This window comes from Ruegeria sp. HKCCA5763, from assembly GCF_013034545.1.
Taxonomy (GTDB): Bacteria; Pseudomonadota; Alphaproteobacteria; order Rhodobacterales; family Rhodobacteraceae; genus Ruegeria.
Genome location: NZ_WQGF01000008.1, coordinates 32,476 through 47,907 on the forward strand (window position 1 = coordinate 32,476; position 15,432 = coordinate 47,907).

The window sequence follows — 15,432 nt, forward strand, 5'->3', positions numbered from 1 at the left end:
CAAGGGCTCCCGCACCCGCGGCGGCCCGGCTTCGCCGTCCCTTCTTGGGCTTTGGGCCCGGCAGCGCGCTTATGGCGCGCTGCCGGGCCCAACTTCTTTTCAAAGCTGGTCAAACAAAGTGGACAGACGTTCCACTTCGTCTTCGATGCCAAACGGGGCGTTGATGATGAACATGCCGGAGCCGACCATCCGATGCCCTTGACGAACCGGAGGGAACGTCACCTCGTGACAGACAGCTTTGGGGTAGTTTTGCAACTTCAAAGCACGGGTCATGGGCAGGTGGCGCTTATCCGAAAGGATGGGATACCACAGCGCAATGATACCGACATTCCACTTACGGTGCAGCTTGGCGATGATCCCGGGCAGCCGGTCATAATCGGTTTTCACCTCATAACTCGGGTCGATCAGCAGCATACCCCTGCGAGGTGTGGGTGGAAGCAGGGATTGCGCCAGCGCAAAACCGTCTTGCTGGTAAACCTTGGCCCCAAAGGGCGACATGGCCAAGGCCAGAGCGGCATGTTCTTGTGGGTGAAGTTCCGCAAAATGCAAGCTGTCCTGATCCCGCAGCAGATTGGCCGCAACCAGTGGCGATCCGGGATAGGCAGAGGAACCGTGCCGCGCCTGCACGCGGTGCAAAACGCGCGCCATTGGATGATCATCCCCGAACCAACCCTCTTGCTGTGCACGCTTGATCCCTGCAGCCGCCTCGCCGGTGCGCACGGCTTCGGCCGCATCCAGCTTGTACAAACCCCGCCCGGAATGCGTTTCGATATAGCTGAGCGGCTTGTCCTTGCGTGTCAGATAATTCAGCACCCAGGCCAACAATGCGTGCTTTTGGACATCAGCCAGATTGCCGGCGTGGTAAATGTGTTGATAAGAGAGCATTTTGCCTTCTAAAGTCCCAATCAATAAGGCGGAAAGGTGCTGATTGTCGCGGAATCAGCCCTTTTACCGGGCGTGATGGCACCCTATAAGTCATCCGTCCCGGAACCGTCGAGTCGCGGGCAGTAGAAAAACCGACATACAGGATCAGGGGAAACATGGGGATCTTTGGCAATCTGGGCGGCCTGTTCACAGCGGATATGGCTATCGACCTTGGAACAGCAAACACGCTGGTTTACGTCAAGGGGCGCGGTGTCATCCTGTCTGAACCCTCGGTGGTCGCCTATCACGTCAAGGACGGTGTGAAAAAGGTTCTCGCAGTTGGCGAGGATGCCAAGCTGATGCTGGGCCGGACACCCGGTTCGATCGAAGCCATCCGCCCGATGCGCGAAGGTGTGATTGCCGACTTCGACACAGCGGAAGAGATGATCAAGCACTTCATCCGCAAAGTGCACAAGCGCTCGACCTTCTCAAAACCCAAGATCATCGTCTGTGTGCCTCATGGTGCGACGCCGGTCGAAAAACGCGCGATCCGTCAATCGGTTCTGTCAGCGGGCGCGCGCCGCGCTGGCCTTATTGCAGAACCGATTGCAGCCGCGATTGGCGCAGGGATGCCGATCACCGACCCAACCGGCAACATGGTCGTCGACATCGGCGGCGGGACAACCGAAGTTGCGGTTCTGTCGCTGGGTGACATTGTTTACGCCCGCTCGGTCCGCGTGGGCGGCGACCGTATGGACGAAGCCATCATCTCGTACTTGCGTCGCCAACAAAACCTGCTGGTCGGTGAATCCACCGCTGAGCGGATCAAGACCACCATCGGCACCGCCCGTATGCCCGACGATGGCCGTGGCCAGTCGATGCACATCCGAGGGCGCGACCTGCTGAATGGTGTACCCAAGGAAATTGAGATCAGCCAGGCTCAGGTTGCCGAAGCACTCTCGGAACCCGTACAGCAGATTTGCGAAGCGGTTATGACCGCTCTGGAAACCACTCCGCCCGATCTGGCGGCAGATATTGTGGACCGGGGTGTGATGCTGACCGGGGGCGGTGCGCTTCTGGGTGATCTGGATCTGGCCCTGCGTGAACAGACTGGTCTGGCCGTGTCGATTGCAGATGAAAGCCTGAATTGTGTGGCTTTGGGCACCGGCAAGGCGCTAGAATATGAAAAACAGCTGCGCCACGCGATTGACTACGAAAGCTAAGGCGCGCACCCTTTGCACATAGGGTAAATTCGGCACGAGCAGCACGGGAAGGTAACCTGTGGCAAAAGACCGATCACAGCGCGATGACTACACAACCCCCTTGCGGCGTTTGCTGTTGGGCATCGTTATTATGTGTTTACTGGGTATCTTTCTGGTCTGGCGTATTGATAGCCCGCGCGTGGAACGGTTCCGTGCGCAGGTGGTAGATACGGTCGTCCCTTCGATGGAATGGGCCATGGTGCCCGTTACGGCCGCCGTTAATCTAGTACGCGATTTCCAAAGCTACCAACGCCTGAGCGAACAAAACCGTGAACTGCGCAGCGAATTGCGCCTGATGCGCGCCTGGAAAGAGGCCGCGCTGCAACTAGAGCAGGAAAACGCCCGGTTGTTGGATCTCAACAACGTACGTCTTGATCCGCGCCTGACTTATATCACCGGTGTTGTGATGGCCGACAGCGGCTCGCCTTTCCGGCAATCTGTTTTGCTGAACGTAGGCGAGCGCGACGGCATCGTCGATGGATGGGCCACGATGGACGGCATCGGTCTTGTTGGGCGGATCTCGGGTGTTGGTTCCGATACAGCCCGCGTTATTCTGGTGACAGATGCCACCAGCGCCATCCCTGCTACCATCCAACCATCGGGTCAGACTGCGTTGATCAAAGGCGACAACACGCCTGCGCCTGTGGTCGAGTTCCTTGAGAACCGAGAACTGGTTCGCCCCGGAGATCGCGTCATTACTTCAGGCGACGGCGGCGTGTTTCCGGCTGGCCTGCTGATCGGCCAGATTGCAGCGGATCCGGGTGGCCGGTTGCGCGTGCGCTTGTCGGCTGATTTCGAACGGCTGGAGTTTTTGCGGGTTCTGCGATTCAACTCAGCCCCGACCATTCGGGACCCCGGTGGCATCGTCGGCCCCACCCGCCCCGAAGCCGCTCTATCTCCTGAGGAACTTGGCGATGGATAAGCCAGCCTCACATAACTTGGCCATGCGGGGCCTTTTTGCGGCGCTGGCCGTCTTGGTGCTGTTCCTGCACTTGTTGCCGCTGGATGCACAACCCAACCGCTGGCCCTTTCCTGACGTTCTGATTGCCCTGACCTTTGCCTGGGTGCTGCGTCGCCCAGATTATGTCCCAACCCTGCTGGTTGCGTTCGTGATGTTGATGGCGGATCTTCTTCTGCAACGCCCACCCGGTCTTTTGGCGGCACTGGTTGTCTTTGGATCAGCCTATCTGCGTTCGGCGGCACCCGGTATGAAAGATGCCGGTTTTGTCGGAGAATGGATGTCCGTTGGCGTGGTCATCACGGGCGTCTTTCTGGCGAACAGGGTCATTCTTTCGATCTTGTCTGTGCAACAGGCCGCGTTGTGGCCCGTCATGATCCAGCTTATTCTGACGATCGCCTGCTATCCCGCCATTGTGGGACTCAGCCAAAGCGTGTTCGGGGTCCGTCGCATGTCCGCGTCGGATGCCAGTGCTGTAGGAGGTCGGGCATGAAGCCACGCAAGCCCAAGTCTCAGGGTCTGGCCTATAAACGCCTGCCAAGGCGGGCTCTGCTTCTGGGTGGCCTGCAAGCGGCCTTTGTTGGCGGACTAGCGGCACGTATGCGGTTCATGCAGGTGGATCAGGCCGATCAATATCGCCTTCTGGCCGAGGAAAACCGCATCAACATCCGTCTAATCCCCCCGGACCGCGGGCGGATCTATGACCGGAACGGGCAGATCATTGGCCAGAACTCTCCATCCTACCGTATCGTCATTGTGCGCGAAGACGCTGGTGATGTGGACCAAGTGATCCGCAAGTTATCAGAACTGATCCCGCTGAACGAGGATGAGATCGAACGGGCCATGACCGAGATGCGCCGCTCAGCCCCGTTCTTGCCGGTCACGCTGGCCGATCAGGTCACGTGGGAAGACATATCGAAAGTCGCGGTCAATGCCCCTGCACTGCCGGGTGTCACGCCCGAAGTGGGTTTGACACGACAATATCCACGCTATGAGGACTTCGCCCACATCGTTGGATATGTCGGACCGGTCAGTGACTACGACCTCAGCCAGATCGAAGACCCTGAACCCGTTCTGCGAATCCCCCGGTTTCAGATCGGAAAGGTGGGTCTTGAGGCAAGGCAGGAAATCTCATTGCGCGGCAAGGCAGGCGCCAAGCGTGTCGAAGTCAACGCCACCGGTCGTGTCATGCGCGAGCTGGACCGGCAAGAAGGCCAACCCGGGGCCGACTTGCAGCTGTCCGTCGATGCAGACCTTCAACAATACGCCCAAGCCCGGTTGGCTGGCGAAAGCGCCGCCGCTGTCGTGATCGATTGCGAAACTGGTGATCTGCGCGCAATGGCCTCGGCGCCCAGCTTCGATCCCAACCTGTTCGTACGTGGTATCTCGGTCGCGGATTACCGTATGCTGACACAGGACAAGTATCGCCCGTTGGCAAACAAGACGGTCCAGGGCACTTACCCGCCCGGTTCGACATTTAAGATGGTTACCGCGTTGGCAGCGCTTGAGGCCGGAGTCGTCGGCCCCGGCAACACCGTTTACTGCCCCGGCCATCTGAAAGTTGGCAGCCGTCGCTTCCACTGCTGGAAGCGTGGTGGTCATGGTATGGTGGACCTGAATACCTCGCTTAAACGCAGTTGCGACGTGTATTATTACGATGTGGCGATAAAGGTGGGCATCGACAGAATCTCCGAGATGGCCAACACCCTTGGACTGGGCATCAAGCATGACATTCCCATGTCCGCTGTGCGCGCCGGACTGGCGCCCAATCAGGAATGGAAACAAAGGGTGCATGGCGAAGAATGGCTGATCGGCGACACCGCAAACGCCTCCATCGGACAAGGCTTTATGTTGGCTTCGCCCATGCAATTGGCTGTCATGACCGCGCGGATTGCCACCGGACGCGCGGTCTCACCCCGTCTGGTGCGGTCTGTCAACGGGGTTGAGCAGCCTAGCGGTGCAGGTGAACCGCTCACGATCAGCCCAACCAATCTCAGACACATCCGCGAAGCGATGTGGTCCGTTTCAAACGACCGTCGTGGCACTGCTTATCGCAGCCGTATCATCGCAGATGATCTCCGCATGGCGGGTAAAACCGGCACAAGTCAGGTGCGCAACATTACCAAAGCCGAGCGTGCAGCCGGTGTGATCCGCAACGAGGATCTGCCCTGGGAACGCCGCGACCACGCGCTGTTCGTCAGTTTTGCCCCGTACGACAAACCCAAATACGCCATTGCTGTCGTAGTTGAACATGGGGGCGGGGGGTCCAAGGCGGCAGCCCCGGTGGCGCGGGACATCATGCTTCAGGCCCTTTACAACGGCACGCCGCCACTCGACGCGTATCCCGTCGGCGACCGGGACCGTATCAAGGAACAGCAAAAACGGCTTGAAGGTGACCGTCGTCCCAAAGCGCGTCCTGACGGAAAGGACCGCGCATGAGCTATCTTGAATATGCCGTCAAATCCACACCGTCTGGATTCCGGAAATTCCTCTACATGAACTGGCCCCTGACCCTGCTGCTGATCAGCACGGCCAGCGCTGGATTCCTGATGTTGTATTCGGTTGCGGGTGGTTCGTGGACGCCCTGGGCCGAGCCGCAGATGGAACGGTTCGGTCTTGGCCTGACAGCGATGTTCATCATTGCACTGGTGCCAATCTGGTTCTGGCGCAACATGTCCGTTCTGGCCTATCTGGGCTCGGTCGCTTTGCTGGTGTTTGTTGAACTGTTTGGCACCATCGGCATGGGCGCGCAGCGCTGGATCGACCTTGGTTTCATGCGTTTGCAACCATCAGAAGTCATGAAGGTCGCACTGGTTATGGTGCTGGCGGCCTACTACGACTGGCTGCCGTCGCACAAGACATCCCGACCGCTGTGGGTTTTTATCCCCGTGGCACTGATCATCCTGCCTACCTTGTTGGTTCTGAAGCAACCGGACCTTGGCACATCGATCCTTCTGTTGGCCGCTGGTGGCGGGCTGATGTTTCTGGCGGGCGTCCACTGGGCTTATTTTGCGGCTGTTATCGCTGCGGTCGTGGGTTTGATCGCCGCTGTGTTCAACAGCCGCGGGACGGATTGGCAATTGCTCAAGGACTATCAGTTCCGCCGGATTGACACCTTTCTTGACCCCTCGACCGACCCATTGGGCGCGGGGTACCATATCACGCAGTCCAAGATCGCCCTCGGGTCCGGCGGCTGGAACGGGCGCGGTTTCATGCAAGGAACACAGTCCCGTTTGAATTTTCTGCCTGAAAAGCACACCGACTTCATTTTCACGACGCTGGCGGAAGAGTTCGGATTTGTAGGAGGTATCACGCTGTTGATCCTCTACGCGCTGATCCTTGTGTTCTGTATGGTTACGGCTCTTGCTACCAAGGATCGGTTTTCCTCACTGGTCACTCTGGGCATCGCACTGAACTTTTTCCTTTTCTTTGCCGTCAACATGTCGATGGTGATGGGCATGGCCCCGGTTGTCGGCGTACCACTGCCAATGGTCAGCTATGGCGGATCGGCCATGCTGGTGCTGATGGCTGCGTTCGGCATCGTCCAAAGCGCACATATTCACCGCCCCCGCTGATCTGAAAGGCCCACGATGCCCGCTAACGTCCTGTTTTCCGCACGCTCTGCTCTGTGGCCCGTGTACGAACCGCTGCTGACTCAGTACTTGGCTGACGCAAAAGTCGACGCGCGGCTCAGCACGGAATTTGAACCGGATCAGGTCGACTATGTCGTTTATGCCCCCAACGGCGGAGTACACGATTTCACACCCTTCACCCGTCTGAAAGCTGTACTGAGCCTTTGGGCTGGTATCGAGAAAATCGCGGACAATGAAACGCTGACCGTCCCATTGGCGCGGATGGTGGATCACGGACTGACGCAGGGCATGACTGAATGGGTGGTTGGGCACGTGCTACGCTACCACCTAGGAATAGACCGGCACATCCTCGTGCAGGATGGCGTCTGGGAACCGGAAGCGCCGCCATTGGCAAAAGAGCGTATCGTCTGCATTTTAGGGCTGGGCACGTTGGGCGAGGCCGCGGCCCGAGCCCTGACTGCGCTTAACTTTCAAGTCACCGGTTGGAGCCGCACCGCCAAAGACATCCCCGGCGTGACCTGCTTGCATGGCTCCGAAGGGCTTCGCCAAGCGCTTTCTCAGGCTGAAATCGTGGTACTATTGCTGCCCGATACCCCCGCCACGGAAAACGCGCTGAATGCCGAAACGTTGGCCTTGCTGCCTAAGGGCGCACGGATCATCAACCCGGGACGTGGCCCGCTGATTGATGACGACGCGCTTCTGGATGCGCTGAACTCTGGTCAGGTTGGGCACGCAACGCTGGACGTGTTCCGTGTCGAGCCCTTGCCCGAAGACCATCCCTACTGGACACATCCGAACGTGACTGTGACCCCTCACATCGCGTCTGAGACCCGCCCGGTCACAGCCGCGCAGGTCATTTGCGAAAACATCCGACGTGGCGAAGCCGGTGAGCCCTTTGTGCATTTAGTGGATCGCACGCTGGGTTACTGAATTCAGGCCGCGATCAAGCCGCGGCCTTTCAACAGGGCGTCCACGCCTGGCAATCGCCCCCGGAACGCCAGATACAGGTCTTCCGCCTCTCGCGACCCGCCGGTGGACAGGATGTTGTCTTCCAGCGCCTTGGCGCGTTCGGTATCAAAGGCACCGCCCGCCTCTTCAAAGGCGGCGAAGGCGTCAGCATCCATCACCTCGGACCACATGTAGCTGTAGTAGCCCGAGCTATAGCCATCACCGGCAAAGACATGGGCAAAGTGGGGCGTGGCGTGGCGCATCCCGATGGCATGCGGCATCCCGAGGTCCGCCAGAACTTCGGCCTGTTTTGCCATCGGATCTGCCGGGGCATCCCCATCATGGAAGGCCAGATCAACAAGGGCCGAAGCAACATATTCCACGGTCTGGAACCCTTGATCGAAATTAGCGGCTTTCAACACTTTCTGCAGCATCTCCTGCGGCATTGGCTCGCCCGTTTCGGCATGGGTCGCAAATTCGGCCAGAACCTCGGGCACTTCCAGCCAGTGTTCGTAAAGCTGGCTGGGCAGTTCAACAAAATCACGCGCGACCGAAGTGCCCGAGATGCTCTCATAGGTCACATTCGACAGCATCTGATGCAGGGCGTGGCCGAATTCGTGGAACAATGTCCGCGCGTCGTCATAAGACAGCAGCGCCGGATCACCCTTGGCAAAGTTGCAGACATTGATCACAACCGGCGCCTGATCTTTCGGGAACTTCGCCTGCGCCCGCATCGCGCTGCACCACGCACCAGACCGTTTCGATCCCCGCGCAAAGTAGTCACCGATGAAAACGGCAATATGCTGCCCGCCACGTGTGACTTCCCAGGCCCGGCAATCCGGGTGATAGAGCGGAACGTCCAGCGGCGCGAATTCCAGCCCGAACAGACGGTTTGCGCAGGCAAAAGACGCCTCGATCATACGATCCAGTTGCAGATAGGGTTTCAGGGCCGCCTCATCCAGATCGTGTTCCGCCTTGCGCCGCTTTTCGGCGTAGTAGCGCCAATCCCAGGCTTCCAGCGGACCGTTGATGCCGTCTTCCTGCATCATCTGCGTCAGGATCTCGGCGTCAGCATCGGCACGGGATTTTGCCGGTTCCCACACCTGCATCAACAGTTCACGCACGCGGTCCGGTGTGCGGGCCATTTCGGTTTCCAGCTTGTAGTCGGCGAAACTGTCATAGCCCAGCAGCTTGGCGCGTTGCTCACGCAAACCTAAAATCTCGGCAGCGATGTCGCGGTTGTCAGTGTCGCCCCCATTGGCACCGCGAGCTGCCCAGGCGCGATAAGCCTTTTCGCGCAGGTCCCGACGAGGTGAGAATTGCAGGAACGGTACAATCAGCGACCGCGACAGGGTCACCACTGGTCCCTGTGCCTCTTTCTCTAGCCCCGCAGCGCGGGCTGCATCCAGGACGAAATCTGGCAGGCCCTGCAGATCCTCTTCGGTCAGGTCCATGAACCAGTCCCTCTCATCTGCCAACAGGTTTTGAGTAAAGGACGTCCCCAAAGAGGCGAGGCGCGACTTGATCTCTTGCATCCGTGTATCGTCTTCCCCTGCCAGCGCTGCGCCAGCACGCACGAAACCGCGATGGGTCAACATCAGCACACGCGCCTGTTCTTCGGTCAGGTTCAGATCATCGCGCCGCGCCCACAGGTCGGCCACGCGTTTGAACAGCGCCTTGTTCGAAGAAATGCCGGAAAAATGTGCCGACAGTTTGGGGGAGAACTCTCGCTGCAACTCTTCCCGTCTGGGATTGCTGTCTGCCCCTGCAACCGTGAAAAAGACCGACAGAACCTTGTCCAACTGCTCGCCCGCAGCCTCCAAAGCCTCAATCGTATTGCCAAAGGTCGGAGCGTCAGAATTCTCGGCAATCGCAGCGATCTGATCGTTATGCGCCGTCATTGCCTGATCCAGCGCCGGGGTAAAATCATCGTCCGAAATTTCGGCAAAGGGAGCAATTTCAAACGGGGTGGTCCAGCTGGACAGGATCGGGTTGGTCATTCGGATCTCCTTTGACCCTATAGCTAAGTCGCCTAGGCCGGGTGTTCTAGAACCCACAGCCTGCGTAAAGAAAGGTTAATCGTTCGCGGTGCCGCAGACGGGGCAATCGGCGCGACGGGTCAGGGTAATCTTGCGGCTTTCGCCGTACAGAGCGTCATAGATCAACATCTCGCTACGCAACGCCATGCCCGCGCCCGTGATCACCTTGATCGCTTCGACCGCCATCATCGACCCAACAACGCCGGGCAAGGGGCCGATCACCCCAGCCTCGGAACAGGACGGGGCCAAGCCTGGGGCCGGTGCTTCGGGGAAAATACACTGATAGCAGGGGCTGCCGTTGGCCGGGTCAAACACACTCAGCTGCCCCTCCCACTGCGACAAGGCCCCCGAGATCAAAGGCTTGCCAAGCGCGACGGCCGCGCGGTTGGCAAGATAGCGCGTGTCAAAATTATCGGTCCCGTCAAGAATAAGATCGAAATCGGCAAACAGATCGGCCGCGATCTCATCGTTCAACCTGCGATGATAGGGCAGAACCACCACGTTCGGGTTTTGCGCCTCCATCGCTTGTTGGGCCGAAAAGACCTTGGGCATCCCGATATCTGCGTCACGGTGAATGACCTGCCGTTGCAGGTTGGCGTTCTCGACGATGTCGTCATCTATGACGCCGATTGTGCCCACCCCGGCTGCTGCCAGATATTGCAAAGCAGGGGCCCCCAAACCACCCGCGCCAATCACCAGCACCCGTGCTTTTTTCAGCTTTTTCTGCCCCGGACCGCCCAATTCGCGCAATACGATGTGACGGGCATAGCGGTCCAGCTCGGTCTCGGTAAATCGGTCGGAGGGCATGGTAGGTTCCTGATCTGAAACGGACTCTGCGCGATTGCGCAGGGCTTTCAGCACCCTTCCATACACCAAAACAATCGCGCCGAAACCCACAAGGATCAGCCACATTGCCGCCGAGCCGCCCGTCGCCTGACGCAGCGGATGCCCGTCTGGCAAGATCAGATGAGACAGGATCACTCCGGCCAAAAGCACACTGACCGAAACCACACGCGCTGTTTTTGACGTGCCGGCGATATAGCCAACACCCCAAAGTCCTGCGGCCAGAACAAAAACCAGCAGCATCAGCCGCGCCCGGTTGAGCCAAAGCCGCCGGACCCGCGACCAGTTTCGCCCAATTCCTCAGCCAACTCGAAGGTGGCCTGCACGACAGGCGCGACCACCAGTTGCGCGATGCGCTCACCATGGGCAATTTCGAAGCGGTCCTGACCTGCGTTCATCACGATCACGCCCAAAGGTCCGCGATAATCACTGTCGATGGTGCCTGGCGTGTTGGGCAGTGTAATCCCGTGTTTCAGCGCAAGGCCCGAGCGGGGACGGACCTGAACCTCGTACCCCTTGGGAATTTCGATACGCAGGCCAGTTGGCACGAGCGTGCGTTGGCCAGGTTCCAACACGATAGGGGTGCCACCTGGCAAGTTGGCGCGCACATCCGCCCCGGCAGCACCAGCCGTTTCGTAAGACGGAAGCGCGACAGCGGGGTCTGCACCGTCTTCTCGGATCACTCGAATTGCAACCATGCCCATGCCTTTCCTTCAGCCTGCCAATGCGTCCGCGATCTTTGCCGCCAGACGCCGGGCAACTTCGTCCTTGCCCAAGCGCGGCCATTCTTCGGTGCCACTGCCCGAGATCAGAATGACCGCATTCTCGGACCCACCCATGATGCCGGTTGCCGGGCTGACATCGTTCGCAACGATCCAATCGCAGCCTTTGCGAAGGCGCTTGGCGGTGGCGTGTTCAACCACATCGTCTGTTTCAGCCGCAAAACCAACCACCAGCGGCGGGCGGCCCACTGCCAACTGGGATACACGTTTCAAAATGTCCGGGTTTTCGGCAAATTCCAGAACCGGCAGGCCATCTCGGCTTTTCTTCAGTTTCTTGTCCGATGCGCTTGCCACACGCCAATCCGCGACCGCCGCCGCGAATACACCCGCATCGACGGGCAGAGCGGTATCGACCGCGTCAGACATCTGTTGCGCCGTCTCAACGGGTACGACCTGTACACCTGCCGGAGGGGGCACGTCGGCAGGGCCAGTGACAAAAATCACCTCGGCCCCCAAATGCGCCAGTGCCCGCGCCACAGCAGCACCCTGCGCACCGGACGACCGGTTCGCGATATAGCGCACCGGATCAATCGGTTCATGCGTCGGGCCAGACGTCACCAGCACGCGTTTGCCAGCCAAAGGTCCCGCAGTCAGCTGTGCCTCAATCGCCGCGACAATTTCCAGCGGTTCAGACATGCGTCCCGGGCCGAATTCGCCGCAGGCCATGTCACCCTCATTTGGCCCGACAAAGCGTACCCCATCGGCTTGAAGCTGCTTGAGGTTGCGTTGCGTGGCCGGGTGGTCCCACATCCGTACATTCATCGCGGGCGCGCAAAGAACGGGCGTGTCCGTCGCCATCAAAAGGGTCGACGCCATATCGTTGGCCAGCCCAGAGGCCATCTTGCCCATAAGATCTGCCGTTGCGGGGGCGACAACGATCAGATCGGCCGAGCGCGACAATTGAATATGCCCCATCTCGGCCTCATCGGTAAGATCGAACAGATCGCGATAGACTTTCTCTCCGGCCAACGCAGACACTGACAAAGGCGTCACAAATTCTTCCGCTGCACGGGTCAGAACCGGTGTCACAGCAGCCCCACGCTCTCGCAGCCTGCGGATCAGATCCAGCGACTTATAGGCCGCAATCCCGCCGCCGATTATCAGCAGAATACGTTTGGATGACAGCATGTTCAGCCCTTCCTGTGCCGGTCGGCCCTGACATTAGGCAAGGCCAGCAGGTAGTTCCAGCGATTAATTCTGCACCTGAAACGCCGCACAGGGGTCTTCACGCTCTATCGACGGGCTGTCGATTACCAAGTCGAAGTCGCCATCGATAATGCCATCTTCGGATTGCCCTACCGCAACCACTTTCCATCCTGGCTGAAGGCGCGCAAGATAAGTCGGGATACCCCGATCTGTCCGCGCGTGGCCATTGCCTGTGATCACCGCAACCGGCCCTCCGGTTTCCTCCATGGCGCGCACCACCGCACGGGCCAAAACCGCATCGCGCAAGCGTTGGATCGCAACCATCTGCGGCAGCATTTCAACTGGCAAAGCATCGCAATGAGCGGCCAGTTGATCCGCCTCCCGCGCGGATTGTTCCTCGGGCGACAGCGGCACGGTCAGACCATACCGTGCCGCGTCTGCGCCCAAAGCCGTCGCCGCACCGCGTTCCATCGCTGCGCGCGCAGCTGTGCGGGGCACCATTGCCCCATAGACGGGCGCACTTGAGGCTTGGAAAACCGGGTAATACATACTGAGCGGAGGCCACCCGCTTTCGGCCCATTTAAGGATGCGCCCCAGTTCATCAGGGTCAGACACTGCCTTTTGCGACAGCCGCTGAGCACCCTCTTCTGTCACCATCTCCCATACAACGGCCGAGGGTGACAGCGCTTCAAGTGCTTCGGCCTGTATGTGGTGGTGCCTGGGGTTGTCATGTACTTCGCCCAAAATCACCACATCGACGCCCCGCATCGCTGTCAGAACGTCATCAGGGATCAAATCCTTCGCCGCGCCTGAACGCGCGGCGAAAACCGTAAGGCCAAGAACACACACAAGAATCGCAACATGTTTCATGCGATGAAGTGTTGCACCTCGCGCGACTGGGCTTCAAGGTTCTTACGCATTTTTGAAAACGCCGCGGCTTCTAGTTGGCGCACGCGCTCCTTGGACAATCCCAGTTCATCGCCCAAGCTCTCCAACGTTCTGGCGGGTTCGCGCAACTTGCGTTCGCGCACGATGAAACGTTCGCGGTCGTTCAGCGCATTCATCGCGGTCAGCAACCACTCGCGCAGTTGAGCTGTGTCATGGCTGTGCTCAACAGAATCCGCAGCCTGTTCGCGATCATCCTCTAACGCATCGATCCACTCGCGCCCGTCTTCGTCCGCAGACTGAACCGCGTTCAGCGAAAAATCCGAACCGGACAAACGCCCTTCCATCATTTCCACGTCGCGCAGAGGAACGCCAATCTCGGTAGCAATCATCTGATGCAGCTGGTGTCGATCCAACTCCAAGCCTTCGGTCGCCGCCTCACGCTCTAGCCGTGCCTGCACCCGCCGCATGTTGAAAAACAAGGACTTTTGGGATGAGGTGGACCCAGTCCGCACCATGGACCAGTTCCGCATCACATAATCCTGGATGCTCGCCTTGATCCACCACACGGCATAAGTCGAAAAACGCACACCACGGTCCGGGTCGAACTTGTCTGCCGCTTTCATCAGGCCCAACCCGGCCTCTTGAATAAGATCATTCATCGGCGCGCCATAGCGTTTGAATTTGGCTGCCATCGAAATGGCCAGACGCATATAAGCGGTAATTAGACGGTGCAAAGCCTGTTCATCACGGTCATCCCGCCAGGCGTACGCCAGTTTGAGTTCTGTTTCCGCATCCAGCAGCTCGGCCTTCATCGCTTGCCGGGACATCGAAAAGTCTGTCGCATTATCCAGTGCCATAAACCTCTCCCCTGTTTTGCAGGCGCTGGCCGGACTTGCTTTGCCGACCTATGACCTTTACGCAAAACAGCACCAATCGGATCAACTAAAGGTAAGAATTGTGTCTCCAGATTTAACCTTGGTTCTGGGTGGAGCCTCCTCGGGCAAGTCGGTTTTCGCTGAGGAACTAGTTGTTTCCGCTGGGAAAAGCCGCGTTTACCTCGCGACATCACAAGTGTTTGATAACGAGATGCGCCAGAAGGTTGATCGCCATCTCGTGCAACGCGGCGACGGCTGGAGCACGGTTGAAGAACCCCTTGATCTGGGGCCGGTTCTGGCCCGCTTGTCCCAAGATCAGATTTGCCTGATTGATTGCGCTACAATGTGGCTGAGCAATCATCTGCTGGCGGACACGGATCTGGAAACGGCACAGACCAACCTGCTGGATGCCCTGAACGACTGCCCAGCCCAGGTTGTGATTGTCTCGAACGAGGTAGGTTACGGGATCGTCCCGGACAACGCCCTCGCTCGTCAATTCCGCGAGGCGCAGGGGCGGCTGAACATCGCCTTGGCGGCGCAGGCGGATCTGGTCGTACAGGTGACAGCCGGATTACCATCTGTTCTTAAAGGCCAATTGCCATGACACGCCTGCATCTTGTCCGCCATGGGCCGACACATGCAAAAACCATGGTCGGTTGGTCAGATCTGCCTGCGGACCTGAGCGACACAGCAGCCTTGAGACGCCTGCATGATCATCTGCCGTCCGAGGCACTTGTGATCTCTTCCGACTTGTCTCGTGCCGTGGACACTGCCTCAGCCATTCAGGGCCCGCGCCGGCGCTTGCCTCATAACCCTGACCTTCGTGAGATTCATTTTGGCAGCTGGGAACTGCGTGGTTTCGCCGATATCGAAGCAGAAGATCCGGAGCTGGCTTTCGCTTATTGGGATAATCCTGGGGATGTCCGCCCTCCGCAGGGCGAAAGCTGGAACGATGTCCGATCCCGGGTCGATGCCGCAATCGACATGCTTTTAGCCGAGTACACGGGGCGCGATCTGGTGATCGTCGCGCATTTCGGCGTGATCCTCACGCAAGTGCAACGCGCTTTGGATCTGGACGGGCAGCAGACCTTTTCGCACCGGATCGACAATCTGTCTGTCACGGACATCGGCTTGGAAGACAACACATGGTCGGTCGGCAAGATCAATCACCTTCCGTGAACTGACCCCGCACAAATCACTGTTTTACTGTGCCACCGGCCTGCGGCATCGTTCA

15 protein-coding genes are annotated in these 15,432 nt (G+C 58.9%); 8 read left to right on the plus strand and 7 right to left on the minus strand.

Annotation, left to right across the window (positions count from 1 at the left end):
• Positions 1-99 precede the first annotated feature (99 nt).
• Positions 100-885, minus strand: a complete 786-nt coding sequence (locus tag GOV89_RS14225; protein WP_171179256.1) for a 23S rRNA (adenine(2030)-N(6))-methyltransferase RlmJ — start codon at positions 883-885, stop codon at positions 100-102.
• Between the two features lie 155 nt (positions 886-1,040).
• Here GOV89_RS14225 and GOV89_RS14230 point away from each other — a divergent pair, with 155 nt between their 5' ends.
• From GOV89_RS14230 to GOV89_RS14255, 6 genes are read left to right on the plus strand one after another with little or no spacing between them, the layout of a single operon-like run.
• Positions 1,041-2,087, plus strand: coding sequence for a rod shape-determining protein (locus GOV89_RS14230; protein ID WP_039523195.1), 1,047 nt, complete (start codon positions 1,041-1,043; stop codon positions 2,085-2,087).
• Positions 2,088-2,145: 58 nt separating this feature from the next.
• The gene (mreC, locus tag GOV89_RS14235; protein WP_171179254.1) at positions 2,146-3,048 is read left to right on the plus strand and encodes a rod shape-determining protein MreC; all 903 of its coding nucleotides are present in this window, start codon (positions 2,146-2,148) and stop codon (positions 3,046-3,048) included.
• Positions 3,041-3,577, plus strand: coding sequence for a rod shape-determining protein MreD (locus tag GOV89_RS14240; RefSeq protein ID WP_171179252.1), 537 nt, complete (start codon positions 3,041-3,043; stop codon positions 3,575-3,577). The genes mreC and GOV89_RS14240 overlap by 8 nt, the downstream gene beginning before the upstream one ends.
• The gene (gene mrdA / locus GOV89_RS14245) at positions 3,574-5,523 is read left to right on the plus strand and encodes a penicillin-binding protein 2 (protein ID WP_171179250.1); all 1,950 of its coding nucleotides are present in this window, start codon (positions 3,574-3,576) and stop codon (positions 5,521-5,523) included. The genes GOV89_RS14240 and mrdA overlap by 4 nt, the downstream gene beginning before the upstream one ends.
• Entirely contained in the window at positions 5,520-6,659 is a 1,140-nt protein-coding gene (gene rodA, locus GOV89_RS14250) for a rod shape-determining protein RodA (RefSeq protein ID WP_171179247.1), read from the plus strand. The genes mrdA and rodA overlap by 4 nt, the downstream gene beginning before the upstream one ends.
• Before the next feature lie 15 nt (positions 6,660-6,674).
• Positions 6,675-7,607: a glyoxylate/hydroxypyruvate reductase A gene (locus GOV89_RS14255; protein WP_171238483.1), complete on the plus strand. Its 933-nt coding sequence runs from the start codon at positions 6,675-6,677 to the stop codon at positions 7,605-7,607.
• Positions 7,608-7,609: 2 nt separating this feature from the next.
• Here GOV89_RS14255 and GOV89_RS14260 read toward each other — a convergent pair whose 3' ends face one another.
• The 6 genes from GOV89_RS14260 to GOV89_RS14285 all read right to left on the minus strand — a co-directional run bounded on the left by GOV89_RS14260 (position 7,610) and on the right by GOV89_RS14285 (position 14,180).
• Positions 7,610-9,625, minus strand: coding sequence for a M3 family metallopeptidase (locus GOV89_RS14260; protein WP_171179243.1), 2,016 nt, complete (start codon positions 9,623-9,625; stop codon positions 7,610-7,612).
• A 75-nt stretch (positions 9,626-9,700) separates the two neighbouring features.
• A complete protein-coding gene (locus GOV89_RS14265; RefSeq protein ID WP_171179241.1) occupies positions 9,701-10,750 on the minus strand; it encodes a molybdopterin-synthase adenylyltransferase MoeB in 1,050 nt (349 codons plus the stop codon).
• Positions 10,750-11,205 (minus strand): dUTP diphosphatase, encoded by a 456-nt coding sequence (gene dut / locus GOV89_RS14270; RefSeq protein WP_171179239.1) that lies wholly within the window; start codon positions 11,203-11,205, stop codon positions 10,750-10,752. The genes GOV89_RS14265 and dut overlap by 1 nt, the downstream gene beginning before the upstream one ends.
• 15 nt (positions 11,206-11,220) lie before the next feature.
• Positions 11,221-12,417 carry a bifunctional phosphopantothenoylcysteine decarboxylase/phosphopantothenate--cysteine ligase CoaBC gene (gene coaBC, locus GOV89_RS14275; protein ID WP_171179237.1) on the minus strand — a complete coding sequence of 399 codons (1,197 nt, stop codon included), beginning with the start codon at positions 12,415-12,417 and terminating at the stop codon, positions 11,221-11,223.
• Positions 12,418-12,480: 63 nt separating this feature from the next.
• Positions 12,481-13,305 (minus strand): ChaN family lipoprotein, encoded by an 825-nt coding sequence (locus GOV89_RS14280; protein WP_171179235.1) that lies wholly within the window; start codon positions 13,303-13,305, stop codon positions 12,481-12,483.
• Positions 13,302-14,180, minus strand: coding sequence for an RNA polymerase factor sigma-32 (locus GOV89_RS14285; protein WP_171179233.1), 879 nt, complete (start codon positions 14,178-14,180; stop codon positions 13,302-13,304). The genes GOV89_RS14280 and GOV89_RS14285 overlap by 4 nt, the downstream gene beginning before the upstream one ends.
• A 100-nt stretch (positions 14,181-14,280) precedes the next feature.
• Here GOV89_RS14285 and cobU point away from each other — a divergent pair, with 100 nt between their 5' ends.
• Entirely contained in the window at positions 14,281-14,802 is a 522-nt protein-coding gene (gene cobU, locus GOV89_RS14290) for a bifunctional adenosylcobinamide kinase/adenosylcobinamide-phosphate guanylyltransferase (protein ID WP_171179231.1), read from the plus strand.
• Positions 14,799-15,377, plus strand: a complete 579-nt coding sequence (locus GOV89_RS14295) for a histidine phosphatase family protein (RefSeq protein WP_171179229.1) — start codon at positions 14,799-14,801, stop codon at positions 15,375-15,377. The genes cobU and GOV89_RS14295 overlap by 4 nt, the downstream gene beginning before the upstream one ends.
• Positions 15,378-15,432 lie beyond the last annotated feature (55 nt).

Excerpts from the sequence above, each read along its gene's own strand:
- GOV89_RS14225 (WP_171179256.1), bottom strand. The coding sequence starts at position 885 with ATGCTCTCTTATCAACACATTTACCACGCCGGCAATCTGGCTGATGTC.
- GOV89_RS14230 (WP_039523195.1), top strand. The coding sequence starts at position 1,041 with ATGGGGATCTTTGGCAATCTGGGCGGCCTGTTCACAGCGGATATGGCT.
- GOV89_RS14240 (WP_171179252.1), top strand. The coding sequence starts at position 3,041 with ATGGATAAGCCAGCCTCACATAACTTGGCCATGCGGGGCCTTTTTGCG.
- mrdA (WP_171179250.1), top strand. The coding sequence starts at position 3,574 with ATGAAGCCACGCAAGCCCAAGTCTCAGGGTCTGGCCTATAAACGCCTG.
- rodA (WP_171179247.1), top strand. The coding sequence starts at position 5,520 with ATGAGCTATCTTGAATATGCCGTCAAATCCACACCGTCTGGATTCCGG.
- GOV89_RS14255 (WP_171238483.1), top strand. The coding sequence starts at position 6,675 with ATGCCCGCTAACGTCCTGTTTTCCGCACGCTCTGCTCTGTGGCCCGTG.
- GOV89_RS14260 (WP_171179243.1), bottom strand. The coding sequence starts at position 9,625 with ATGACCAACCCGATCCTGTCCAGCTGGACCACCCCGTTTGAAATTGCT.
- GOV89_RS14265 (WP_171179241.1), bottom strand. The coding sequence starts at position 10,750 with ATGCTGCTGGTTTTTGTTCTGGCCGCAGGACTTTGGGGTGTTGGCTAT.
- dut (WP_171179239.1), bottom strand. The coding sequence starts at position 11,205 with ATGGTTGCAATTCGAGTGATCCGAGAAGACGGTGCAGACCCCGCTGTC.
- coaBC (WP_171179237.1), bottom strand. The coding sequence starts at position 12,417 with ATGCTGTCATCCAAACGTATTCTGCTGATAATCGGCGGCGGGATTGCG.
- GOV89_RS14280 (WP_171179235.1), bottom strand. The coding sequence starts at position 13,305 with ATGAAACATGTTGCGATTCTTGTGTGTGTTCTTGGCCTTACGGTTTTC.
- GOV89_RS14285 (WP_171179233.1), bottom strand. The coding sequence starts at position 14,180 with ATGGCACTGGATAATGCGACAGACTTTTCGATGTCCCGGCAAGCGATG.
- GOV89_RS14295 (WP_171179229.1), top strand. The coding sequence starts at position 14,799 with ATGACACGCCTGCATCTTGTCCGCCATGGGCCGACACATGCAAAAACC.